At 31.2% G+C, this 24,569-nt stretch carries 19 protein-coding genes; 4 read left to right on the forward strand and 15 right to left on the reverse strand.

Annotated features, from left to right (window positions below):
* Nucleotides 1-7: 7 nt before the first annotated feature.
* From Q0842_RS03650 to uvrC, 10 genes are all read right to left on the reverse strand, one after another.
* Entirely contained in the window at nucleotides 8-2,539 is a 2,532-nt protein-coding gene (locus tag Q0842_RS03650) for a TonB-dependent receptor (protein WP_298494442.1), read from the reverse strand.
* 159 nt (nucleotides 2,540-2,698) lie between these two features.
* Entirely contained in the window at nucleotides 2,699-4,318 is a 1,620-nt protein-coding gene (gene pgi / locus Q0842_RS03655) for a glucose-6-phosphate isomerase (protein ID WP_298494444.1), read from the reverse strand.
* A 5-nt stretch (nucleotides 4,319-4,323) separates the two neighbouring features.
* Nucleotides 4,324-5,658 (reverse strand): peptidoglycan DD-metalloendopeptidase family protein, encoded by a 1,335-nt coding sequence (locus tag Q0842_RS03660; RefSeq protein WP_298494446.1) that lies wholly within the window; start codon nucleotides 5,656-5,658, stop codon nucleotides 4,324-4,326.
* Nucleotides 5,616-6,533, reverse strand: coding sequence for a tryptophan 2,3-dioxygenase family protein (locus Q0842_RS03665; protein ID WP_298494448.1), 918 nt, complete (start codon nucleotides 6,531-6,533; stop codon nucleotides 5,616-5,618). Before Q0842_RS03665 ends, Q0842_RS03660 begins: the two co-directional genes overlap by 43 nt.
* A gap of 6 nt (nucleotides 6,534-6,539) precedes the next feature.
* Complete coding sequence (locus Q0842_RS03670) at nucleotides 6,540-7,322, reverse strand: DUF3108 domain-containing protein (protein WP_298494450.1); 783 nt, start codon at nucleotides 7,320-7,322, stop codon at nucleotides 6,540-6,542.
* 298 nt (nucleotides 7,323-7,620) lie between these two features.
* A complete protein-coding gene (gene hppD / locus Q0842_RS03675) occupies nucleotides 7,621-8,781 on the reverse strand; it encodes a 4-hydroxyphenylpyruvate dioxygenase (RefSeq protein ID WP_298494452.1) in 1,161 nt (386 codons plus the stop codon).
* 141 nt (nucleotides 8,782-8,922) lie between these two features.
* Nucleotides 8,923-10,080: a homogentisate 1,2-dioxygenase gene (locus Q0842_RS03680; protein WP_298494454.1), complete on the reverse strand. Its 1,158-nt coding sequence runs from the start codon at nucleotides 10,078-10,080 to the stop codon at nucleotides 8,923-8,925.
* Between the two features lie 183 nt (nucleotides 10,081-10,263).
* Nucleotides 10,264-12,501 (reverse strand): patatin-like phospholipase family protein, encoded by a 2,238-nt coding sequence (locus Q0842_RS03685; protein ID WP_298494456.1) that lies wholly within the window; start codon nucleotides 12,499-12,501, stop codon nucleotides 10,264-10,266.
* A gap of 16 nt (nucleotides 12,502-12,517) precedes the next feature.
* A complete protein-coding gene (locus Q0842_RS03690) occupies nucleotides 12,518-12,862 on the reverse strand; it encodes a hypothetical protein (protein WP_298494458.1) in 345 nt (114 codons plus the stop codon).
* Nucleotides 12,863-14,656: an excinuclease ABC subunit UvrC gene (gene uvrC, locus Q0842_RS03695; protein ID WP_298494460.1), complete on the reverse strand. Its 1,794-nt coding sequence runs from the start codon at nucleotides 14,654-14,656 to the stop codon at nucleotides 12,863-12,865.
* A 288-nt stretch (nucleotides 14,657-14,944) separates the two neighbouring features.
* Here uvrC and Q0842_RS03700 point away from each other — a divergent pair, with 288 nt between their 5' ends.
* Genes Q0842_RS03700 through Q0842_RS03715 form a run of 4 tightly spaced genes read left to right on the forward strand, consistent with a single transcriptional unit; the run spans nucleotide 14,945 to nucleotide 17,788 of the window.
* Complete coding sequence (locus Q0842_RS03700; protein ID WP_298494462.1) at nucleotides 14,945-15,397, forward strand: RimK/LysX family protein; 453 nt, start codon at nucleotides 14,945-14,947, stop codon at nucleotides 15,395-15,397.
* Nucleotides 15,375-16,250, forward strand: coding sequence for a 30S ribosomal protein S6--L-glutamate ligase (rimK, locus tag Q0842_RS03705; RefSeq protein WP_298494464.1), 876 nt, complete (start codon nucleotides 15,375-15,377; stop codon nucleotides 16,248-16,250). The genes Q0842_RS03700 and rimK overlap by 23 nt, the downstream gene beginning before the upstream one ends.
* On the forward strand, nucleotides 16,251-17,225 hold the full coding sequence (locus Q0842_RS03710) for a succinylglutamate desuccinylase/aspartoacylase family protein (RefSeq protein WP_298494466.1): 975 nt from the start codon (nucleotides 16,251-16,253) through the stop codon (nucleotides 17,223-17,225).
* Nucleotides 17,225-17,788, forward strand: a complete 564-nt coding sequence (locus tag Q0842_RS03715; protein ID WP_298494468.1) for a 5-formyltetrahydrofolate cyclo-ligase — start codon at nucleotides 17,225-17,227, stop codon at nucleotides 17,786-17,788. Before Q0842_RS03710 ends, Q0842_RS03715 begins: the two co-directional genes overlap by 1 nt.
* A gap of 4 nt (nucleotides 17,789-17,792) precedes the next feature.
* Here Q0842_RS03715 and Q0842_RS03720 read toward each other — a convergent pair whose 3' ends face one another.
* The 5 genes from Q0842_RS03720 to Q0842_RS03740 all read right to left on the reverse strand — a co-directional run.
* Entirely contained in the window at nucleotides 17,793-18,416 is a 624-nt protein-coding gene (locus Q0842_RS03720; protein ID WP_298494470.1) for a lipoprotein signal peptidase, read from the reverse strand.
* A gap of 104 nt (nucleotides 18,417-18,520) precedes the next feature.
* The gene (locus tag Q0842_RS03725; RefSeq protein ID WP_298494472.1) at nucleotides 18,521-18,901 is read right to left on the reverse strand and encodes a TraR/DksA C4-type zinc finger protein; all 381 of its coding nucleotides are present in this window, start codon (nucleotides 18,899-18,901) and stop codon (nucleotides 18,521-18,523) included.
* Between the two features lie 4 nt (nucleotides 18,902-18,905).
* Nucleotides 18,906-22,310 (reverse strand): isoleucine--tRNA ligase, encoded by a 3,405-nt coding sequence (gene ileS / locus Q0842_RS03730; protein WP_298494474.1) that lies wholly within the window; start codon nucleotides 22,308-22,310, stop codon nucleotides 18,906-18,908.
* A 121-nt stretch (nucleotides 22,311-22,431) separates the two neighbouring features.
* Nucleotides 22,432-23,307: a T9SS type A sorting domain-containing protein gene (locus Q0842_RS03735; protein ID WP_298494476.1), complete on the reverse strand. Its 876-nt coding sequence runs from the start codon at nucleotides 23,305-23,307 to the stop codon at nucleotides 22,432-22,434.
* A 251-nt stretch (nucleotides 23,308-23,558) separates the two neighbouring features.
* A partial coding sequence (locus Q0842_RS03740; RefSeq protein ID WP_298494478.1) for a T9SS type A sorting domain-containing protein occupies nucleotides 23,559-24,569 on the reverse strand: 1,011 nt, incomplete at its 5' end.

Raw genomic sequence — 24,569 nt, forward strand, 5'->3', positions numbered from 1 at the left:
AAGTTTTTTAAAAATTAAGTTTTGCACCAATACTAAATGTTCTTCCAAATCCGTAGTATACAAGTGCAGTATTTGCAGTACCATCAAAAGCATCTGTAACATATTCTGTATCGAATATATTATTCATACGAGCTGTTAAAGTGGTATCAAAAGGTCCAAAATTAAAATCGTGGCTAATTATTGCATCAAACAATCCATAATCAGGTAATTTCCATGCATCTGGAGCTCCATCTTCACCACGATCACTAGGATCATAATCTGCATAAATATCTCCAAAGAAATTATAATCTACAATTAATTTTGTCTTAGGTGTAATTTTATATTTACCTCCTAAAGCTAAAGTTGTTTGTGCAGCATCACCAACGTGTAAACCTTCAATAAATAAATCTACGGTTGTAATTAGTTCTTGGTCTTCATCAAGTATATCTACACCAGTTACATCGCTATCCCAAGTCCAATCTCCTAAAGATACCATACCTGTAAACTCTAACTTTTCTGTAGCTTTATATTTAAAATCTACTTCTAAACCTTGGTGAAGTGCATTTACACCTAAAATATTTGCGAATGCATTTGTACCATCTGGTTGTTGGAAACTTACAGTTTCTGTTCTGTCACTCCAAGTTGTTCTGTATAAGTTAACATTTGCAGAAAACTTCTCACTACGGTAACCGTACCCTAATTCGAAACTCATAATTTTTTGATTTTCTGCATTTTCATTAATGTGCTCGTTATCAAAATTTTGGAATACAGCATCAAAATCTGGTGCTTTTTCAAAATAACCAACGTTTGCAAATACATTATGATTTCCATCAATTCTGTAGTTACCACCACCTTTCACACTATAACCAAAGAAATTATACTTATCTGTTTCTTGTAACGGGTCGCTATCTAAATAATTAAAATAATCAACTCTTTGGTAAGATGTATTTGAAGCTGCTAAAGATAAGAACGTATTAAAGCTTTCGTTAACATCGTATTCTAATTGAGCAAATGCTCCTAACCAACCTACTAAACCGTCGTTATAATAACTTCTTTTATCACCTACTTGTAAAGCGGCATTAGGATTATTAACATTATTATCATCTAAGAAATATTGTCCTCCTAATAAATCTGTTACTTCTTGAAAGTGAATTCCTTTATAGTTTCTATAGTCTAAACCTGTTAACAAAACTAAATCTTCTGTTAAGTTTGTTTTTAATGTAGATAATACACCATACCAATTATGGTCGTTACGAGAAGCTCTTAAAATTGTTTCAGATCCATTTGCACCAGCAGCAATATTTTCATCAACTATCTTATCAAAATTAATTGGTTGGTATAAACCATCTCTATATTCTCCATCGACAGCAAACTTATATTCACCAGCGTAACCGCCTCCACCACCAGAACCGAAAGATGCATAAGCAACGGTTGAGATGCTAGTATTATCATTTAAATCCCAATAATGGTTTAAAGACATTTGTGGTTTATTGTAAAAATTATCTTCTTGATGCGTTACTTGTCCGTTTTTATAACCCCAATCTGCATTAAATTTTCTACCACTCTCACTAGCGTCGTAAGTAGAAATTAACTGCCTGTTTTGTCTTTGGCCGTGACGTTGTTTTGCACCAAAAGCTGTAAATGATAATTTGTGTGCATCATTAATTTCTTTTGATAGGTTTACAAAATAAGATACTCCACTAAATTCTGTACCATCTACATAACCGTCTCCATCTGTTTTAGCAGCAGAAACTGTTGCAGCAAAACCTTTTTCACTTAATCCAGTTGAGTAAGTAACACCAAATTTTTTGTAACCATCATTTGCAACAGAAGTAAAAACATTCCCTCCTTCTTCTACATCAGATGTTTTTGTGATAACATTTATAGTTCCACCAATTGAAGGCACAGCTACTTTAGATGCCCCTAGTCCTCTTTGTACTTGCATTGAAGATGTAACATCACCAAGACCAGCCCAGTTAGACCAATAAACAGCACCATTCTCCATATCGTTAACAGGGATACCGTTTATCATTACCGCTACGTTTTCAGATTGAAATCCTCTAATACGAGTTTTAGCATCACCATATCCACCACCTGTTTTAGTGGTATAAATACCTGGAGTTGAGTTTAAGATTTCAGGAAATTCTTGTGTTCCTAATTTTAACTCAATATCAGCTGCTTTTACAGTAGAAACCGCTACAGGCGTTTTTCTATCAACTGCAACAGAAGCTATAATTTGAACTTCTTCTAAACCTACTTGGCTAGAAGATAAAGATACTTTTCCTAAACTAGAATCACCAGTAAAAGCAATTGTTTTAGAATTGTACCCAATAAAAGATATTACAATATCTCCAGAAGAAGATTTTGTTTTAATAGTAAAATTACCATCAAAATCTGTAGTAACACCATTAGTTGTACCTTTCTCTATAACATTTGCACCAGGTAGAGGGATATTACTTCCTTTTTCTACAATAGTACCAGAGATTGTACTTTGTGCCATAACAACTACTGAAAACAGCATTGCTACGGTAAACATTAAAAAACGCGTAGTTCTTTTCATAATTAATTGTTTGAAATTAGTCGACGCAAAAGTACATATTATTAACCTAATAATATTAACTAATTATTAACAAATGAAATAGTTTTTAACAATAAAAAAGGCAATAACATCATTAATATTATTGCCTTTCGGGTATTTTGCTAAGAATAATCCTGTGTTTTAAGATATTTGCTTATAATAATCTAATAAATTATTGGTTGAGGAATCATGTTCATTATTAGCACTACTGTTAAATTCTTGTAAAATTTTTGAAGCCAACTGTTTTCCTAATTCTACACCAAATTGATCATAACTAAAAATATTCCAGATTATGCCTTGAACAAATATTTTATGTTCATACATAGCTATTAACTTTCCTAAACTTTCTGGTGATAACTTTTCAATGTATATTGTATTTGTTGGTTTATTACCTTTAAAAATTTTAAACGGAACTATACTAGAACTTGTTCCTTCTGCTTCTACTTCTGCTTTTGTTTTACCATTTAACAAAGCTTCTGTTTGCGCTAAAAAGTTTGAAGTTAATTTATCTTGATGATCCTGGTTGCCATGTAATGATTTAGCAAATCCAATAAAATCTGCAGGAATTAACTTAGTACCTTGATGAATTAATTGAAAAAAGGCGTGTTGTGAATTTGTACCTGGCTCTCCCCAAATAATAGTTCCTGTTTGATAATTAATTAGATTACCATTTCTATCAACACTTTTACCATTACTTTCCATAATACCTTGTTGCAAATACGTTGCAAACTGATTTAAATATTGAGAATATGGAATTATAGCTTCACTTTCAGCACCAAAAAAGTTGTTATACCAAACACTTATAAGTGCTAAAACCACAGGAATATTTTTATCAAAATCTTCATTTTTAAAATGTTCGTCCATTTTGTTAGCACCCTTAAGTAAACTATCAAAATTATTATAACCAACTGCCAGGCTTATAGTTAAACCTACTGCACTCCATAATGAAAAACGACCACCAACCCAATCCCACATTGGAAAAATATTATTTTCATCTATTCCAAAACCTTTTACCTTTTCAATGTTTGTTGAAACGGCTACAAAATGTTTTGCAATAGCATCTTCTGATGCTGATTTTAAAAACCACTCTTTTAGCGTATTAGCATTTGATAGTGTTTCTTGTGTAGTAAACGTTTTTGAAACAATAACAAATAGGGTTGTTTCTGGATTTAGTTTTTTAATAACTTCGTTTACATGATCGCCATCTACATTACTTACAAAGTGCGTTGTTAAATGGTTTTTATAGAATTGTAAAGAATCTACAACCATAGCCGGACCAAGATCGGAACCTCCAATACCAATATTTACAACATCTGTAAATGGTTTTCCTGTATAGCCTTTACGTTCACCTTTTACAACTTCATTTGTAAAACCTTCAATTTTTTCTTTTACTTGATAAACCTCTGGCATTACATTTTTACCTTCAACTTTAAATTCTGCTGTTTTTGGGGCTCTTAATGCTGTATGCAAAACAGCCCTACCTTCTGTTTCATTTATAATTTCACCCGAAAATTGACTTTTAATAGCCTTTTTTAGATTGACATCATCTGCCAATTCTAAGAGGTATTTAAATGTCTCTGTTGTTATTCTGTTTTTTGAAAAGTCAACATAAAAATCATCCCATTTAATAGTAAACTCATTTGCTCTATTTTTATCATCGGCAAATAAATCTTTCATATGAACATCTTTTACTTCATTATAATGTTCTTGTAATTTTTTCCATGAATTTGTTGTAGTAGGGTTTATGCTTGGTAGTGCCATGTGTATTAACGATTAAATGATATAAGATTATTGTTCTGTTTTATTGTGTGTTCTGGTTGATTTTGCTCTTCAAAAACATCTTCTAAAAAATGAATATTATCTAGTTGTGTTTTTATAGGTTCAATAAATTTTAAATACTCTACTTTTAATGAATCTGATATAGGTTTAGCCTCAGGTAATTTTTGTTTAAATGGATCTACTTGTTTTCCGTTTTTCCAGAAACGGTAACATACGTGAGGGCCTCCTGTATTTCCCGTCATACCTACCCAACCTATAACATCGCCTTGTTTCACAAAATCTCCAACCTTAGCTTTACGCTTTTTCATGTGAAGGTATTGCGTTTCGTAAGTAGCATTATGTCTTATTTTTACATAATTACCATTGCCTCCTCTTTTTTTAGAGTCTATAACAGTACCATTTGCAGTAGCCATTATTGGTGTTCCTATTGGTGCAGCAAAATCGGTTCCTTTATGAGGTCTTAATTTAAAACCATAAACCGCAATGCGTCGCTTTAAATTATAACGCGATGATATTCTACTAAACTTTACTGGTGCTTTTAAAAAAGCTCGACGTAAGTTTTTAGCATCTTCGCTAAAATAATCTACTATCCCTTTAGTTGAATCTGTAACAAATTCAAAAGCATAAAAAGGTTCTTTATTATGCTCAAAGTAGGCTGCTTTTATGTTGTGTACACCCGTGTAAATGGTATCGTCAATATATTTGTCTGTGTAAATAACTTTGAATCGATCTCCTTTTTGAAGTCTTCTAAAATCGATAGTCCAAGCATAAATATCATCAGCCATTTTATAGGCTAACCTAGGACTTAAACCTTGTTCTTCTAATGTTTCAGAGATATTACTATTTATTATTCCAGTTGCTGTTTTTTCTACATAAGTAATAGGCTTTCTACTTGTATAAGCATGAATAGAATCTTGAAAATTAATTACTACATACTCTTCAAGATTTGGTTGGTAAATAAAACATTTTGGTGTTTCTAAAGAATCTTTAGTACACAGAAGTGTATATGGTTTACCTACTTGTAGTCGGCGTATATCAAAAGTATCTTTTGCAATTTCAGCAATATTAAAAATTTTCGGATAACCTACTTTGTTGCGTTCTAAAATTTCACCAAAGCTATCTCCACGCCTAATAGTATCTCTTTTAATAATGTAGTCATCTACTTTAAAACCAAACTCAAAAACTTCTTTTGGTTCTTCAATTACCTCTACGATATCATTGACTTCTTGTTTTTGGTCTTCTTTACAACCAAAGAAGCTTATTGCTAATAAAACAAATGTTAAACATCTAATCCCCACGTTGCTATTTCTTTCTCGGTCCATAAATCTGGAAAAAATATTCTTTTTTGATATTTTGGGTGCATATATTTTACCCATTCACTTCCTCCTGTTGCTTCTGCAGTTTTACCGTTAATATTTAAATAATGATTTGCTGTGTTATAATGCGCCATTACCCATTTTATATTTACCGTATAATCATAGTGACGCATGGCTTTAATCAAGTCTTTATTTGCTTGATCTTTTTTTGGTAATGTTTTAAATTTACTCCACAAGTTATTATCTTGATAAAACTTAGTAAATCTAATAAATTCCTCCTTATAACGGGCCTCAAAAGCAGATAAAGTATATGTTTTTTTTCCTGTTTTATAATCCTTCCCTGCTGCTTGCCAATATAAATGCTCAAAAGCATGCTCATAAGTAGAATTTTTATCAATTGAGTTTCTAAATCGCTTATCTATAAGATTTATAAGTTCTGTAGAAGCGAATTCAATTTTTCTATATTGTGCGCTTTGAAAACCACTTGCAGGTGTTAATGTTGTTCTAAATTTATTGTATTGGTCAACATCCATTCCATCTTTCATAATGCTAAATGAGGATGTTAATACATCAAAATAACGGCTAATTCGATTTATTTTAGATGTAAATGTTTCTGTATCTATATTGTTGTGCCGTGCTATCTGATCCATTTCAGAAAGTACCATTTTAAATAGTAATTCATTTACTTGATGATACATTATAAATACATTCTCATCAGGAAAAACAGTACGTTGTACTTGCAAATTTAGTAAAGCGTCTGTTTGTATATAATCCCAATAGTTAATGGGTTTGCTATGTAGTAAACCTTCTAAATGCACCTCAACATCTTGGTCTATAGCTTCGTATTTATCTTTAAGTTGATTGGTTATCTTAGATTTCAAAATGTCTTAATTATTAACAAGAATTTTAAAAGGATGTTTCAATCCTTTAAAAGCCTCAAGGTCTGCCCTTAGAGAGCCTACAGCCAAATCTGCCTTGATGCGTAAAGGTACTTTATTTTTGTCTTTTGACACCCATAGTGTTAAACTTTCTTCTTCTTTAAAGACACGCCCCGCCATAACATATGGCCTAAATTTTAAAGACTCTACATCTCCAAAATCGGTTTCAATAGTTTCTTCTCCCAGGTATTTTAATTTAAAGCCATAGTTTTCTTCATCAAAAAACATATCAATTCTTACCTCATCTCCCTTTTTTAGTGTACTTATTTCCAAATTATTACGCAAATAATAAAAGGTAGATACCATGTCTTGAATATTTGGTTTGGTATCAATAATTTTTTTTGTTTTATGCTTTTTGTTATTTACATGAGCTTTATTATTTACTTGATCAAAATCGATTTCTAAATCTTTAGTATGCCCGCCCTCATCAATATTTCTAACAAATTTATAGGGCATAATTGTATGCTTGTCAAAATAGCTTTCATATCTATCTTTAACTTTAAAAAACCATTTTATCATGCCTGTTGTCCAGCCTTTACCAACTACATGATATACATCTTTATCATCAAGTTTTGTATCTTTAACCGTAAGTGTTGCGTTACCAGCTTTAAGCCAATTGCTATAACTCATTTTAAATTTAAACCATTCACCATCACCAAATGCCGACTCTTGTTGTGCATACACAGTTTGCATAGATATTATAGCGAAATATATAAGTAGTAATTTTTTCATTTTCTTTGGGTAATTGTTATGTAACTCTCGTTGTTACATTTTATTGCTTAACTAAGAATTTACAATTACTGTTCCAAAAATATAAATTTTATTGTATTCACTAACCTTTCAGATGTTATACTTCTGTTACATTAATCAAAATTAACGATTTAATTATGTTTATTTGGGTGTTAGCATAAGGGGCGGGCTATATGTTGCAAGTTCTCGCTTCATGCTTTAGCTATGGGCTTTTCACTACTATCCCTTACACAAAAAAAACAGAAATTAGCATCAAATAAAAATAAATACATTTTAATTTTTAAAGTGTACCTCTTTTAGCCTGCTCTCTTTCAATAGACTCAAAAAGTGCTTTAAAATTACCTGCTCCAAAGCCTTTAGCGCCCATACGTTGAATAATTTCAAAAAACAACGTTGGTCTATCTTCAACAGGTTTTGTGAAAATTTGTAATAAGTAGCCTTCTTCGTCAGCATCAATCATAATACCTAACTTCTTTAAAGCTTCAATATCTTCACGTAATTCATGACTATGTTCTTCTAACCTACCAGGAACAGCTCTATAATATTCCTCTGGCGGAATTGATAAAAACTCAACTCCTCTTTCTCTTAAGGCACTTACCGAACTAATAATATCATCCGTTGCAACTGCAATGTGTTGCACACCTGCACCTTCGTAAAAATCAAGATATTCTTCAATTTGCGAACGTTTTTTGCCTTTTGCTGGTTCGTTTATGGGGAATTTTATGCGTCCATTACCATTACTCATCACTTTACTCATGAGTGCCGAATATTCGGTATGTATTTGTTTATCATCAAAAGATAAAAAGTTTTCAAAACCCATTACATCCTCATACCATTTTACCCATGTATTCATTTGTCCCCAACCTACATTTCCAACCATGTGATCAATATATTTTAAACCAATAGGTTCTGGATTATAATCGCTTTCCCATTTTTTAAACCCTGGCAAAAATGCACCATTATAATTTTTTCTTTCAACAAACATATGTACAGTTTCTCCGTAGGTATAAATACCAGCTCTAATTACCTCACCATCTTTATCTTTTTCAACAACAGGCTCCATGTAAGATTTAGCACCTCTACTCGTGGTTTCTTGGTATGCTTTTTTAGCATCTTCAACCCAAAGTGCAATAACTTTTACACCATCTCCATGCTTTACAATATGCTCGTTAATTGGTGATTTACTACTAAGCGGCGTTGTTAAAACCAATTTAATTTTGTCTTGTTTTAACACATAACTAACCGAATCTTTTGATCCCGTTTCTAAACCTTTATAGGCATATGATTGAAAGCCAAATGCCGTTTTGTAAAAATGTGCCGATTGTTTTGCATTACCTACATAGAATTCTACATAGTCTGTTCCTAAAAGAGGTAAGAAGTCTTGAGCTCCTTTAAATATTTTTTCTAAACCGTAGTTTACTGATTTTATGTCTTTACTCATTGTCTTTTTAATTTATTTGGTAATGAAGGCATCTTATTTCACTAAACCATGCCTTCTAACCTTAATTAGTGTAGCAACACTTTTTGATTTTTAATCAAAAAACACATTATTGGAAAGCAGGAAATAACTCTTAGCTAAAAATCACTCCAACCAAGATTTGTGATAATCATCATCAGCTATTTTCATCGCTTCTTCGGTAAGCATTAATGGTTTAAATGTATCTACCATAACAGCAAGTTCATCAGTTTTAATTTTACCAATACTGCGCTCTGTAGCTCCGGGATGTGGTCCATGAGGAATACCTGCTGGATGCAACGAAATATGACCAGCCTTAACATCGTTTCTACTCATAAAATCACCATCAACATAATACAACACCTCATCACTATCAATATTACTATGGTTGTATGGTGCTGGAATAGATTGCGGATGATAATCATATAATCGAGGTACAAAACTGCACACAACAAAAGCATCGGTCTCAAAAGTTTGATGTACTGGTGGTGGTTGATGAATTCTTCCTGTAATAGGCTCGAAATCATGTATTGAAAAAGCATATGGATAATTATAACCATCGTAACCAACCACATCAAAAGGATGTGATGCATAAACCATTTCAATTATATCGTCTTGCTTTTTTACTTTAATAAGAAAATCTCCTGTTTCATTATTTGTTTCTAATTCATGTGGTCTTCTAATATCACGTTCACAAAAAGGTGCATGTTCTAATAATTGGCCAAACCAATTTCGGTAACGTTTTGGCGTGTAAATTGGCCTTCGAGATTCTACAATAAACAATCTGTTTTCTTGGGTATCGAAATCAATTTTATAAATAATGCCTCTTGGTATTAATAAATAATCTCCATATTTAAAATCGAGATTTCCAAGCATGGTTCTTAACTTACCTGTGCCTTTATGAATGAAAATTAACTCATCGGCATCTGTATTTTTATAAAAATAATCCTTTGAAGATTCTTTTGGTGCTGCCAAAATAATAGCACAATCGCTATTAATTAATACGGTTTTCCTACTGTATAAAAAATCGTTTTCTGGCTTTACTTTAAATCCTTTTAAACGATAGGATTTAATATTATTTGCTTTTGCAATTTTTGGCGCAACACTATATTGGTTTTTTATTTCTTTAACCTGTGTTGGTCGTTGCTCATGATAACTGTTTGTATACATTCCATCAAAGCCAATAGTGCCAAATAATTGCTCGTAATATAAACTACCATCTGGTTTTCTAAACTGAATATGTCGTTTAGAAGGAATGTTTCCTAATTTATGATAAAAAGGCATACTGTAAATTTTAAAAATGAATATAGAATCAATTCTTAAACTAAATTTAAGAGGCTAATTAACTCGTAATTATAAAGATACGAAAAGTATGCTTACTCAGGATTTCTCTTGATGAGATAGTGTAGATATGATAATAAGTCTTTCCAATGTAGTGTCATGGTTAAACAAATATCGGAAAAAATATTAAAACCAAAAACCAATATTAAAAAACAAAGTTGTTTGTCTTTGTTCTGGCGAATAACTGTATTTAGCTTGTACGGGACCTAAAAAGGTTTCAATAGCATAACCTAAAGTATAGCCTCTATAATTTGGAAGTGTTAACCATTCTCCTGAATCAAAAATATTATCATCAATATTAGCCCAATTACCCTCTAAAGTAATATGGTGTTTCTTTAGCACTTCAAAATCTGCAATAACAGTAGCCTTAACAAAGCTATTCCCTGTTAGAGAAATAAAGTCATAGCCTAAAAAAGGAATAAAATTATTTATTAAATCATTACCATATCCACCCAAAGCAAAATCTAATGTTCTATTGGATTTATCACCTAATTTAAAACCACCACTAGTTTGTAAATTGAATGCTAGTTTATCCGAAACACTAAAAGCATAACCTATATCGCCTTTAGCTACAGAAAAATCTTTAAAATTTTCTACAAAACCTGAAGCATGTAAATAAATGTTTAAATCGCCATTAAAATACATGCCCTTTCTAGGAAAGTATTTATTATCATAAGTATCTAGTTTAAGATTACCAAAAAGGCTTAAATAGTCTGTTTTTTCAAACAAAAAGTCTTCATCAGGGTTGCTTCCAGATATGGTTTCAGAATTTATTTCTAATCGTTTATGTTCGCCTCCAATACTTAAAGAAAAATCGCGACGAAATAATGTTTGTAAATAAAATTGATTGGTTTGATCTCTTAATTTAACATCTATTTTATTTAAGCCTGTTGTTGTTATTTGGTCATCGTCTAGTAATAACTGAGCGTTTATGTTTTTATGAAATTGGTTGTACCTTGATCTAACACCTACACTCCAATAAAAACCCTTATCAATTAAATACTCGAAATTATAACGAACATTATCACCCAAAATAATATCTAACGAAGCTATATCGTTTTTAAATAACAGTTGCTTTTTTGTTAAATTTAATAATGCTGCACTTTTGTATAAATCGTCGTAATGTAACCCTAGTTTAAAAAAGGTATTAACACGTGCTTCTTTTACATAAGTATAAAGATCATATATCTCTTTATCAGTATTTATTAATTTATATTCTAAGGACTGAAAATTATTTGTAGCTACTAAATTATTAATACCGTTAATAAAATTATTATAGCTTATTTTTTCATCTTGTTTTAGTTTTAATTTACCTAAAATATAGGCTCTTGTATAATTTTTATTCCCTTTTACATCAATATTTTTAAGGGTAACACTATCAATTGGTTTTATTTTTAGTTTTTGGTTAATGTTAGGTGAATGATTGGCTAACTCCCTTAAAATATTCAACTTAGACAGAGCCGCAAATTTACCAGATTTAATAATCTCATTTCCTTGATTGAAAGAAACCACATTATAATCTGTAATGTTGGGTTTAATATAAACATCTGTTTTTTTAACTTTTAACTTCATATCGTTAATTGTTCTGAAGTTATTTAATTGAAATAAAACTTGAGGAGCAGATGTAAGTTCCTCACGAGTTGCTAGGCCATCTTGAACATCGACTCCTATAATAATATCCATGCCCTTGGCTCTCAATTCATCAATAGGATAATTATTTACTACACCTCCATCAATTAAAATATCATTATTAATATTAACAGGCTGAAACAAAGAAGGTAATGCGCCGCTTGCCATTATTGATTGTGTTAAATTGCCATGTTCTAAAACAACTTGTTTTCCAGTTTCAATATTAGTTGCAATACAGAAAAACGGAATAGGAAGCTTACTAAAATCATTTAATTGGTTAACATGTAATAACAACTTAGAAAACAAGCTATAGGTATTATGACCTCTTGAAAGAGCTGAAGGCAAAGTAATTTTAAAATTATTAAAGGGCAGTTTTACTGCATACTTTTCCATATTACCACGTTCGCTAAAAGCTGTTGAAGATCTTGGTAAATTATCGTTAATAATATTATCAAAATCTATTTCTTGAAAAATGGAATCTAGCTGCTTTCCCGAATAGCCTGAAGCATATAATGCACCAATTATAGACCCCATACTGGTACCTGCAACATAGTCTATTTTTACACCTAAACTATCTATAACTTTTAAAACTCCAATATGTGCTAAACCTTTTGCACCTCCACCACTTAATACCAAACCTACTTTTGGTTTAGGGTTTTCTGTTATTTCATTTTGCGCTTTCGCGGAAAGTGAAGCTAAAATAAACAGGGTTAATATGATGGGTTTTATATTCAAGTTTAATGTTGTTTGCTTAAGTGATTTTTTTAACTTTTATTAATTTTGAAATCCTTTCTGCCTTTTTAAAGTCGGCATTTCGTAACCATATTTTTAAAGTTTGATTTTTAGTTCTTAATTTTAAATTAGCCTCATTTTTATAGTTTTCGCCACCTCCACTAGTAGTTAGTAAAGCCACAATCCAACTTAAAGCTGTAATAAACCAATCTGTGCTTTTCGGGGTCAACTCAACACCTATTATATCATTTAACAAAAATGTTCCACAATTTTTCGGATATGAGGTGGCTATAATTTTAATACTAGTTTTATTTAAATGTATCTTTAACTCTGGTTTATCTCTTAACTTAACAGTTTCAATCATTTACTTCTCATGATAATAATTATAAACCTTTTCTGCCCTTGAAACTCCAACAACTGCCTCTAACTCATCTAATTTGGCATTTGCAACACGCTTAGCCGATTTAAAGTGTCTTAATAATTCTACAACGGTTTTTTCACCAACACCATTTATGGTTTCAAGCTCGGTGTTTAAGGCTGTTTTGCTTCGTTTATTTCTATGATGCTCAATACCAAAACGGTGTGCTTCGTTTCTTAATTGCTGTATAATTTTTAATGTTTCACTTTTCTTATCTAAATATAAGGGAATTGGATCATTTGGATAGAATAATTCTTCTAAACGTTTTGCAATTCCGATAATAGCTATTTTACCTCTTAAATTTAATACATCTAAACTTTTTAATGCAGATGATAATTGTCCTTTACCTCCATCAATAATTATAAGTTGTGGTAATGGTTGATCTTCATCTAACAAACGTTTGTAACGCCTATAAACCACCTCTTCCATTGAAGCAAAATCGTCTGGACCTTCAACAGTTTTTATATTGAAATGGCGGTAATCTTTTTTACTTGGCTTTCCGTTTTTAAAAACCACGCATGCGGCTACGGGATGTGTACCTTGAATGTTTGAGTTATCGAAACACTCGATATGACGTGGCTCTTCCGACAGGCGTAAATCCACCTTCATTTGTGCCATAATACGATTGGCATGCCTATCTGGATCTACAATTTTCATTTGTTTAAAACGCTCCATTCTAAAATATTTAGCGTTTCTAAGAGATAAATCTAAAATATGTTTTTTATCGCCTAATTTTGGAATAGTAACTTTTACATCTTCTCCTAAATCGACTTTAAAAGGCACATATATTTCTTTTGAGTTGGAATTAAATCTTTGGCGAATTTCTGTAATAGCAAGTTCTATTAATTCTTTATCTGTCTCGTCTAATTTCTTTTTTATTTCTAAGGTATGTGAACGAATGATAGATCCATATGATAATTGTAAAAAATTAATATAACCATAACTCTCATCACTCATAATAGAAAACACATCTACATTACTAATTTTAGGATTAACAATGGTAGATTTTGATTGGTAATTTTCAAGAACCTCAACTTTTTCTTTTATTTTTTGCGCTTCTTCAAATTGCATATTTGCAGCATAATTGCGCATTTGTACTTTAAATTGCGATAATGAATCTTTAAAATTACCTTTTAATATTTCTTTTATGGCTTTTATATTTTCGTTGTATTCAGCCTCGGTTTCTAGACCCTCACAGGCACCTTTACAGTTTCCTAAATGGTATTCTAAACAAACTTTATACTTGCCTGTCTCTATTTTTTCTTCAGATAAATTAAAGTTACAGGTGCGCAAACTATATAAACCTCTTATTAAATCTAAAAGCGTATGCACCGTTTTTCCGCTTGTGTATGGTCCAAAATATTCGCTACCATCTTTAAAAACTCTTCTAGTAGAAAACACCCTAGGGAAACGTTCTTTTTTTATGCATATCCATGGATAGGATTTGTCGTCTTTAAGCAACACGTTATATCGTGGTTTATGCTTTTTTATAAGGTTGTTTTCTAGTAAAAGCGCATCGGTTTCTGTCTCTACAACTATGTGTTTAATATTGGCAATTTTATTTACCAACACTCTAGTTTTTCCGTTATCGTGCGTTTTGGTAAAATAGGAACTTACCCGCTTTTTTAAGTTTTTGGCTTTACCAACGTATATAATTACCCCTTCTTTATCGTAGTATTGATAAACTCCGGGCTGACTGGGTAACGTTTTTAATTGTATCTCTAAATTAGGGGTATCCATTACTGTAAAGGTAATTATTTTAATGTTTTTTTCGATGAAAACACGTTTGATTTAACGTTATATAAATTTTATAATTTTAGTTTTTTGAATCGATAAATTATCTACATTGCGCAACTTTTAAAAAAAGCATAACCTTATTAAAATTACATTAGTAATTGTTTAAAAATTAGCTTTTGCTGTTTAACTCGCGTTAGGGATTGCAAAGAAAAGCCCACAGCGAGGCACGAGCGAGGACTTGTATTGTAAAGCCCGACCCTTGTGGTAACGCCCATATAATAATTAAAAAAAATGAGTAAAAAAATTGTTGGTCGCTCTGATATTATTGATTTTCCGAAATTAGGATTATTTAATATTGATGTAAAAATGGATACTGGTGCATATACCTCGACCATACATTGTTCTGAAATTATTGAGATTGATGATGCATTACTTTGTATTTTTAATAGTAATGTGCACAAAAACTTTGGTAAAACCGAGATTATTTTTGATACTTTTTGGCGTACAGATGTAAAAAGTAGTAATGGTTTTAAGGAAAATAGATATAAAGTAAAATCTGAAGTGGTATTTTTTGGTAAAACTTATAAGATTAACTTAACTTTAAGCACTAGAGACGCAATGAAATTTCCTGTTTTAATTGGCAGGCAGTTTTTAAGGCAAAAATTTATGGTTGATGTAGATTTGGAAAACGTTTCTTTTAACGCTAATTCTAAAAAGCAAAATGAATATAGTAATACTATCTAGAAACTCGAATTTATATTCTACCGAACGCCTTATTGAAGAGGGCGAAAAAAGAGGTCATAAAATAGAAGTGATTGACCCTTTAAAGTGCGACATTATTATTGAAAAGGAAAAACCTACTATTTATTATAAAGATAGATATTTAGATTATGTGGATGCCATAATACCTAGAATTGGAGCCTCGGTAACTTTTTATGGCTGTGCGGTGGTTAGACAATTTGAAGAAATGGGTGTTTTTACTATCGTAACATCTGATGCTATACAACGTTCTAGGGATAAGCTTCGTAGCTTACAACGCTTAAGTAAGGCAGGTATTGGCATGCCTAAAACGGTATTTACAAACTATTCTAGAGATGTTGAAGAGGTTATTGAACATGTTGGCGGTGTTCCTGTAATTATTAAATTATTAGAAGGCACACAAGGTTTAGGTGTGGTTTTGGCAGAATCTAAAAATGCTGCCGAATCGGTTTTAGAAGCCTTTAATGGTTTGGAGGCTCGAGTTATTGTTCAAGAATTTATTAAGGAAGCTGGTGGTGCCGATTTACGTGCTTTAGTAGTTGATGGACAGGTGGTTGGCGCTATGAAACGTCAAGGCAAAGAAGGTGAATTTAGGTCTAATTTGCATCGTGGTGGCTCGGCTAATATTATAAAACTAGATCATGATGAACTAAAGTTAGCTATGAATGCATCTAAAGCCTTAAAACTCCCTGTTTGTGGTGTAGATATGCTACAATCGGCTAGAGGTCCTTTGTTATTAGAAGTAAACTCTACGCCTGGTTTAGAAGGTATAGAATCTGCTACTGGTCGCAATATTGCAAAAGCTATTATTTCTTTTATTGAAAAAAACAAAAGATAAATGACTCAAGTAAATAATGGTGTATTAACTATTCTAGGTGAAACTATAAAGCTTGGAGAAAGCAAAGAGGTTAATTTTGATGTGGCAAATTTACACACCTCATCGCCTGTAAATATTCCTGTAATTATTGAACGTTCTAAAAAACCAGGACCAACAGTTTTGTTTACTGCCGGTATTCATGGTGATGAAGTTAATGGTGTTGAAATTGTAAGACAACTTATTGCCAAAGGTATTAATAAGCCCAAATGTGGTACTATTATTTGCATGCCTGTTATTAATATTTTTGGATTTATAAACTTAAAACGTGAATTTCCTGATGGACGTGATTTAAATCGTGTTTTTCCTGGAAGTAAATCTGGATCTTTAGCAGGACGTGTTGCTTATAAGTTAATACATGATATTATACCGCATGTAGATTTAGTAATCGATTTTCATACGGGTGGTTCTGGTAGATTTAATGCACCACAGTTGCGTTATTCCAAAGAAAAAAAAGAACTAAACGACTTAGCAAAAGTATTTGGAGCGCCTTTTGTTTTGTACTCGTCTAACTTATCAAAGTCATTTAGAACAGCTTGTTATAAACTTGGCAAACCCTTATTACTTTTTGAAGGTGGAAAATCATTTCACATTGATGACATTGTAACAAACTCTGGAGTAAACGGCTCAAAACGTGTTTTAAAACACCTTGGCATGTTAAAATCTTCTTTTAAAGCGTCTCAACCAAAAAAGGAAACTGTTTTTATTAATGATAGCAGATGGCAACGTGCTAAATATTCAGGTATGTTTAAAGCCTCTATATCTATTGGTTCTTTTGTAAAAAAAGATGATATTTTAGGTAATATTACAGACCCCTATGGTAAGTTTAATTATTTTGTAAAAGCATCAAATACAGGGTATATAATTAATGTTAACGAATCGCCTATTGTGTATCAAGGCGATGCTTTATTTCACATATCTACAAAACTAAAAAGGTAATGTTAAAGAGCGAATTACGAAAAACATATAAAAGACTTCGTAATGATTTATCTGAAAATCAAATAGACGATTTAAGTTTAGCTATTTCAAATCAGGTTTTAAAATTACCTATTTGGGAATACTCTTTTTATCATATTTTTCTAGCTATTGAAGAACAAAAGGAAGTTAATACCGATTATATTCTGAATATCCTTTCTGGAAAAGATAAAAATATTTTGATTTCGAAAAGTGATTTTGAAACAGGAGGCATGAATCATTTTCTTCTGACTGATAGTACAGTTATTAAAAAAAATGATTACAATATTCCTGAACCTGTTGATGGTATAGAGATTTTAAATGATAAAATTGAAGTAGTATTTATACCACTTTTAGCTTTTGATAAAAAAGGAAACCGTGTAGGATATGGTAAAGGATTCTATGACCGGTTTTTAGCCAATTGCAAACCTGAAACTTTAAAAATTGGATTATCTTTTTTTGAAGCTGAAGTTGAAATTACAGATATTTTTGAGAATGATATTGGATTGGATTATTGTGTAACAGCACTACGTACTTATGAGTTTTAGGTAATTACTCTTTGTTAGAAAAAGCCTTCTTATTAAATACAATAAGCATAATAAAACCTGTACTTATAGCCATATCTGCAATATTAAAAACAGGATCGAAAAAGCTAAAGCGTTTACCTGCTTTGAAAGGAAACCATTCTGGTAAGTCTACTTCAAACAATGGAAAATGTAACATATCTACAACTTTACCATGTAATAAAGTATCATACCCTCCTGTTTCTGGCAAAAAAGTTGCCACTTGATTATAGCTGTCTTCAAATAAAACACCATAAAATACAGAATCAATAATGTTTCCTAAAGCACCCGAAAATATTAATGCTATAGCTATAATTAATATTTTAGAACTCTGTTTTCGTGTTGCATCAAATAACCAATAACCAATTCCAAAAATAGCAACAATTCTAAATGATGTTAATATAACTTTAGCTGTTCTATCTGATATAAAAGACACAAAATCACTAATTTTTGTCCCCCAAGCCATACCATCATTTTCAACAAAAATAATTTCGAACCAACTAAAAACATCAATACTCTCTTGAAGTACAAAATTGGTTTTTATGTATATTTTACTAATCTGATCTACAAGTAAAATAATTAGAATAAGGATTATGGATTTTTTTAGTGACATAAAATTTATTTAAGACCTTTCGCCTGCGCTCAAGGTGAAAAAATGTTTAAATAAAAAACGCCTCGATTTAAACGAGACGTTTCAAATATATCATTTTTAAAAAACTATTGTTGCATATTTTTAGCTTCAATACTTAAAGTAGCGTGAGGTACAAGCTCTAATCTTTTTTTATTAATTAGTTTTCCTGTAACACGACAAATACCATAGGTTTTGTTTTCAATTCTAATTAAAGCGTTTTTTAAATCGCGAATAAATTTTTCTTGGCGAATAGCCAAGGCAGAATTTGACTCTTTACTCATAACAGCACTTCCTTCATCAAAAGCCTTAAATGTAGGCGATGTATCTTCTGTGCCATTATTATGGTCATTCATGTAAGCACTTTTTATTAACTCTAAATCGTGTTGTGCTTTTTTTATCTTATCTGTTATCAGCTCTTTAAATTCTGCTAAATCTTTGTCTGAATATCTTACGGTATTATCTGCCATAATTTTAATGTTTTTGTATGTATAGTTTAGTATTCACATCATCAAATGCAATTTCTATACCATCTTCTAATTTATCTATAATTTCAAGTTCACTCGTTAAAGTTTCTGATTTTATATAAGCCTTATTAGCTTCAATAGCTTTTACAATTTGCTCATCTTTTTGAAACGTTACATCTATTTTATCTGTAACCTCAAAACCAGAATCTTTTCTTAAATTTTGTATTCTATTAATCAACTCCCTAGCAATACCTTCTCTTCTTAAATCGTCTGTAATTGTTACATCTAAAGCTACAGTTAAAGCGCCTTCATTTGCAACCAGCCAACCTTCAATATCTTGAGATGTAATCTCTACATCTGTACGTTCTAAGATAATACTTTTTCCGTTTACTTCGACGTCTAAAATACCATTTTGCTCGATGTTTTTAATATCGTCTTGTGTAAAGTTATTAACTAACTGAGCAACAGCTTTCATGTCTTTTCCAAAACGAGGTCCCAGTACTTTAAAGTTTGGTTTTATCTGTTTTACTAAAATGTCTGATGCATCTTCTAAAACTTCAATTTCTTTTACATTAACCTCTGATTTAATAAGGTCTGAAACGGCTAATATTTCATTTTTTTGCGTTTCACCACTTATAGGAATCATTATTTTTTGTAATGGTTGTCTTACTTTTATTTTCTCTTTTGCTCTTAACGACAATACTAAAGATGAAATAATTTGAGCACTTTCCATCTTGTTTTCCAGAGACTTATCAACATAAGAATTATCAAAAACAGGAAAATTAGCTAAATGTACACTTTCAAATACTTCTTTTTTTGAAGCTACATTTAAATCTAAATACAATCTATCCATAAAGAAAGGTGCAATTGGGGCACTTAACTTAGCAATGGTTTCCAAACAAGTATAAAGTGTTTGGTAAGCTGAAATTTTATCTTGTTGGTAATCACCTTTCCAGAAACGTCTTCTACTTAAACGTACAAACCAATTACTTACATAATCTTGTGTGAAGTCTGAAATGGCTCTTGCTGCTCTTGTAGGCTCGTAATCTGCATAAAAAGCATCTACTTTTTGAATTAATGTATGTAATTCAGAAAGTATCCAACGATCTATTTCAGGCCTTTCATTTAAAGGAATATCAGCCTCACTATACGTAAAATTATCTAGATTAGCATATAACTGAAAAAACGAATAGGTATTGTATAGTGTGCCAAAAAACTTACGTTTAACTTCTTCAATACCTTCTAAATCGAATTTTAAATTATCCCAAGGGTTTGCATTACTAATCATGTACCAACGTGTAGCATCGGCACCATAACTTCCTAATGTTTCAAAAGGATCTACGGCATTACCAAGACGTTTAGACATTTTTTGTCCGTTTTTATCTAAAACTAATCCGTTTGAAACGACGTTTTTATACGCCACAGAATCGAAGACCATGGTTCCAATAGCATGAAGCGTATAAAACCAACCACGTGTTTGATCAACACCTTCTGCTATAAAATCTGCTGGAAAGGTTGTTCCTTTATCAATTAAATCTGCATTTTCAAAAGGATAATGCCATTGTGCATAAGGCATAGAACCAGAATCGAACCACACATCAATTAAATCGCTTTCGCGGAACATTTTCTGCCCTGTTGGTGATACTAAAACCACTTGATCAACAATATTTTTATGTAAATCAATTTTAGCATAGTTTTCATCGGAATTGTTTCCAATTTCAAAATCTTCAAAAATATCTTTTGCTAGAACTCCAGCTGAAACAGCTTTTTTCATTTCAGCTTTTAACTCTTCAACAGAGCCTATACAAATCTCTTCTTTACCATCTTCGGTTCTCCAAATTGGTAGTGGAATCCCCCAATAACGTGAACGTGATAAATTCCAGTCGTTAGCATTTGCTAACCAATTACCAAAACGACCTGTTCCTGTTGATTTTGGTTTCCAATTTATGGTTTCGTTAAGTTCGAACATGCGTTCCTTAACATCGGTTACTTTTATAAACCAAGAATCTAACGGATAGTAAAGAATTGGTTTATCTGTACGCCAACAGTTAGGATAACTGTGCTTATATTTTTCAACCTTAAAGGCTTTATTTTCTTCTTTTAATTTAATAGCAATCTCAACATCTACAGAACGTTTTGGAGCTTCGCCATCATTGTAATATTCATTCTTAACATATTTGCCTGCATATTCTCCCATTTCTGGTCTAAATCTACCTTGTAAATCTACAAGTGGCACTAAGTTGTCATTCTCATCTTTAACCAACATTGGTGGCACTTCTGGCTTAGCTTGTTTTGCTACCAAAGCATCATCTGCTCCAAAAGTTGGCGCTGTATGAACAATTCCTGTACCATCTTCTGTTGTAACGAAATCTCCAGCTATAACTCTAAAAGCATCTTGAGGATTATCGTTTGGTAAAGCGTATTGTAAAAGTTGTTCGTATTTAATTCCTATTAAATCTTCACCTTTATATTCGGCAGCAATAAAATAAGGTATCTTTTTATTTTCTTTTGAATAACTTGAAAGTTCTGAAACGTCTTCTGTTTGCTGATACTTACCCGCAAATTGTTTTCCAACTAAGTTTTTAGCTAGTATAACATGAACAGGCTCAAAAGTATATTGATTATATGTTGCGACAACAACATAATCAATTTTTGAACCAACTGTTAAAGCGGTATTACTTGGTAATGTCCAAGGTGTAGTTGTCCAAGCTAAAAAATGTAAGTTGTCGAATTTTTTTAATGATTCTGGCAACGAATTTTCTATAGCTTTAAACTGAGCTACTATAGTTGTATCGGTAACATCTTGATAAGTTCCTGGTTGATTTAACTCATGTGAACTTAAACCTGTACCTGCTTTAGGAGAATACGGTTGGATAGTATAACCCTTGTATATTAAACTTTTATTATAAATCTCTTTTAATAACCACCAAACAGACTCCATATATTTGGGCTCATAAGTAATATATGGGTCTTCCATATCTACCCAATAACCCATTTGTTGAGTTAGGTTATTCCAAACATCTGTATAACGCATTACTGCTTTTCTACAGGCTGCATTATAATCTTCAACAGAAATAGTTTTACCAATATCTTCTTTAGTAATTCCTAATTCTTTCTCAACACCTAATTCTATAGGTAATCCATGGGTATCCCAACCAGCTTTACGCTTAACTTGGTAACCCTTCATGGTTTTATAACGCGGAAAAATATCTTTAATAGCACGTGCTAAAACATGGTGTACACCTGGTAATCCGTTAGCTGAAGGCGGTCCTTCAAAAAACACAAATGATTCTTTACCTTCTCTAGTAGACACACTTTTTTCAAAGATGTTATTTTCTTGCCAATATTGTAAAACCTCGTTAGCTACATTTGGTAAGTCAAGTCCTTTATATTCAGGAAATTTAGCGCTCATTTTTTGTTGATTCTAATAAGTTCGCGAATTTAATGAATTATCCTTAAAACCCTTAGTTTTAAAAACAAAAAAAGACTACTGAAATTAGTAGTCTTTAAAATTTATATTATTTCATGAATGATTAATTCACAAGAATCTTTTTTGTTATAACTTGATTTATATCTGTTCTTAAACGAACCACATAAGCACCTGTTGAAATATTATCAAATTGTAATCCGTTTTCAAATCTTGATTTCGAAATATTAATCATTTCTAAAACTATTTGTCCTTGCATGTTAACTACAGACAAATTGCTCACATTTTTAGTTAGTTTTTTAACAAACAAACTATTTGTTAAATTTTGATAATATACACTTGTTTCTATATTTTTTGATATTTCCGCACTTAATCTTTGTTGTTCATTTTGGAAAACAATTTGGAATCTATTTTTAAAAACACCTTCTTCTGAAGTGAATCGATACCCCTTGTAATCAGTTAAATTAAAATATGTATTTGTAAAATTATCTTTCAAATAAATCTCTTGATCGTCATCCATACTAATTAATTGTGAAACTCTAATTTCAAAGGTATTATTACCTGAAGATTTAAAATTAAGCGACACCTCTTTATTAGTTGTTATTGGACTATAGGCTTGTATATTATAATCTACTCCATCTAAATCTAAATGTAAATCATTATTTGTAACATCGCTATTTTTAGCATCATAGCCATAATCATATCCATCTGTGGTGAAATTACTAAAACCTAGTAACAGTTGTCTACTTGCTCCAGGTCCAGAAATAGAATTAAAATCTAAACGGATTCTCTGCATCACATTATTTGCTGTTTGACTAAAAGAAAAATTGTTGTTTTTTAATAAACTTTCTTCACTTGATTTTGAATGCTCTAATAAGTCATTTTCTAAAATAACTAAACTATTGTCTAGGTTTATGTTTAGCGCATAAGACTTATGTAACGCAAATAAAATAGTAAATAATAAAAATAATTTAAGCTTCATAATTAGTAGAGTTAGGGAGAACTAAAAATTAAATAATTACAATATCGTATTAAACATTGTAATTAACACTCACCAAAAATAGATTAAAATACTGACAAAATTAAATACAATTGGGATATATGAGCGTTATAATACTAATATTTTCGATGAAATACATTTTAAGATTACTTAACCCTAAACCATTTCATTTAAAAACAAAAAAAGACTACTTATTCAAGTAGTCTTTTTTTAAATTAATTTTATTTTAAAAATTAATTCACAATAATTTTTTTAGTTATTACTTTGCCTGAATCTGTTCTTATCCATACCACATAAGACCCTGCTGATATATTGCTAAATTGAATACCATTTTCTAATCGTTCTTTCGACACTTCTTTCATATTTGTAACAACTTGTCCAAGCATATTTACAAGAGACAACTTACTTATGTTTCTATCTAGATTTTTAACATATAGCGTATTTGTTTCATTTTTATAATACACATAATTTTCGATCATTATAGGTTCTTCTATACTTAAACTTTGTACTTTACTTTGAAATACAATTTTAAAGCGCTCATTAAAAACACCTTGTTCTGAAGAAAAAGTATAAGCCAAATTTTCAGTTAAATCAAAATAATTCCCTGTAAGATTATCTAATAAATAAATCTCTTGCCCTACTTCTAAATTATCTGTATCTGTTATTCTTATCTCGAATGTATTATCTCCTGATGATTTAAAATTTAGTGGCACTATCTTGTCGCTAGTTATTTCTCCATAAGCTTGTATATTCATATTCACGCCCTCCAAACTTAAATTTAAATCGTTGTTATTTATTACCGTGTTTTTCGCATCATAGCCATAATCGTAGCCATCGGTAGTATATTCGCTAAATCCTAGTAATAATTCATGTCTTGTCTCAGGCCCTGTAACCGAATTGAATTCTAGTCGGATTTTTTGCATTGGTGTTTCGTTTAATAATGCTTTTGAATTATTGTCTTTTGTTGATTTATCATTTGCAGTTTTTAAAAATACTGACCCTACTTGATCGTTTGATGGATCTGCATCTGACTCTTTTATAAAAACTCTTTGGCTATTGTTAAACTCTACGGTACCATCAAATGGTAATACACCATTATCTTCTATTTCAACAATAAATCCTTGTCCTACTGGCAAGTATCGTGTTGGTACTTTTGTACCATCTTGTGAACCATTGTTTGCACCATAAAAACTAACAAATTGATATGCGCGTATAGATCCTGTTTTGTTTACTTGGGCATAACC

It is taken from the genome of uncultured Algibacter sp., from assembly GCF_947495675.1.
Taxonomy (GTDB): Bacteria; Bacteroidota; Bacteroidia; order Flavobacteriales; family Flavobacteriaceae; genus Algibacter_B.

Excerpts from the sequence above, each read along its gene's own strand:
- Q0842_RS03650 (WP_298494442.1), bottom strand. The coding sequence starts at position 2,539 with ATGAAAAGAACTACGCGTTTTTTAATGTTTACCGTAGCAATGCTGTTT.
- pgi (WP_298494444.1), bottom strand. The coding sequence starts at position 4,318 with ATGGCACTACCAAGCATAAACCCTACTACAACAAATTCATGGAAAAAA.
- Q0842_RS03660 (WP_298494446.1), bottom strand. The coding sequence starts at position 5,658 with ATGGACCGAGAAAGAAATAGCAACGTGGGGATTAGATGTTTAACATTT.
- Q0842_RS03670 (WP_298494450.1), bottom strand. The coding sequence starts at position 7,322 with ATGAAAAAATTACTACTTATATATTTCGCTATAATATCTATGCAAACT.
- hppD (WP_298494452.1), bottom strand. The coding sequence starts at position 8,781 with ATGAGTAAAGACATAAAATCAGTAAACTACGGTTTAGAAAAAATATTT.
- Q0842_RS03680 (WP_298494454.1), bottom strand. The coding sequence starts at position 10,080 with ATGCCTTTTTATCATAAATTAGGAAACATTCCTTCTAAACGACATATT.
- Q0842_RS03690 (WP_298494458.1), bottom strand. The coding sequence starts at position 12,862 with ATGATTGAAACTGTTAAGTTAAGAGATAAACCAGAGTTAAAGATACAT.
- uvrC (WP_298494460.1), bottom strand. The coding sequence starts at position 14,656 with ATGGATACCCCTAATTTAGAGATACAATTAAAAACGTTACCCAGTCAG.
- Q0842_RS03700 (WP_298494462.1), top strand. The coding sequence starts at position 14,945 with ATGAGTAAAAAAATTGTTGGTCGCTCTGATATTATTGATTTTCCGAAA.
- rimK (WP_298494464.1), top strand. The coding sequence starts at position 15,375 with ATGAATATAGTAATACTATCTAGAAACTCGAATTTATATTCTACCGAA.
- Q0842_RS03710 (WP_298494466.1), top strand. The coding sequence starts at position 16,251 with ATGACTCAAGTAAATAATGGTGTATTAACTATTCTAGGTGAAACTATA.
- Q0842_RS03715 (WP_298494468.1), top strand. The coding sequence starts at position 17,225 with ATGTTAAAGAGCGAATTACGAAAAACATATAAAAGACTTCGTAATGAT.
- Q0842_RS03720 (WP_298494470.1), bottom strand. The coding sequence starts at position 18,416 with ATGTCACTAAAAAAATCCATAATCCTTATTCTAATTATTTTACTTGTA.
- Q0842_RS03725 (WP_298494472.1), bottom strand. The coding sequence starts at position 18,901 with ATGGCAGATAATACCGTAAGATATTCAGACAAAGATTTAGCAGAATTT.
- ileS (WP_298494474.1), bottom strand. The coding sequence starts at position 22,310 with ATGAGCGCTAAATTTCCTGAATATAAAGGACTTGACTTACCAAATGTA.
- Q0842_RS03735 (WP_298494476.1), bottom strand. The coding sequence starts at position 23,307 with ATGAAGCTTAAATTATTTTTATTATTTACTATTTTATTTGCGTTACAT.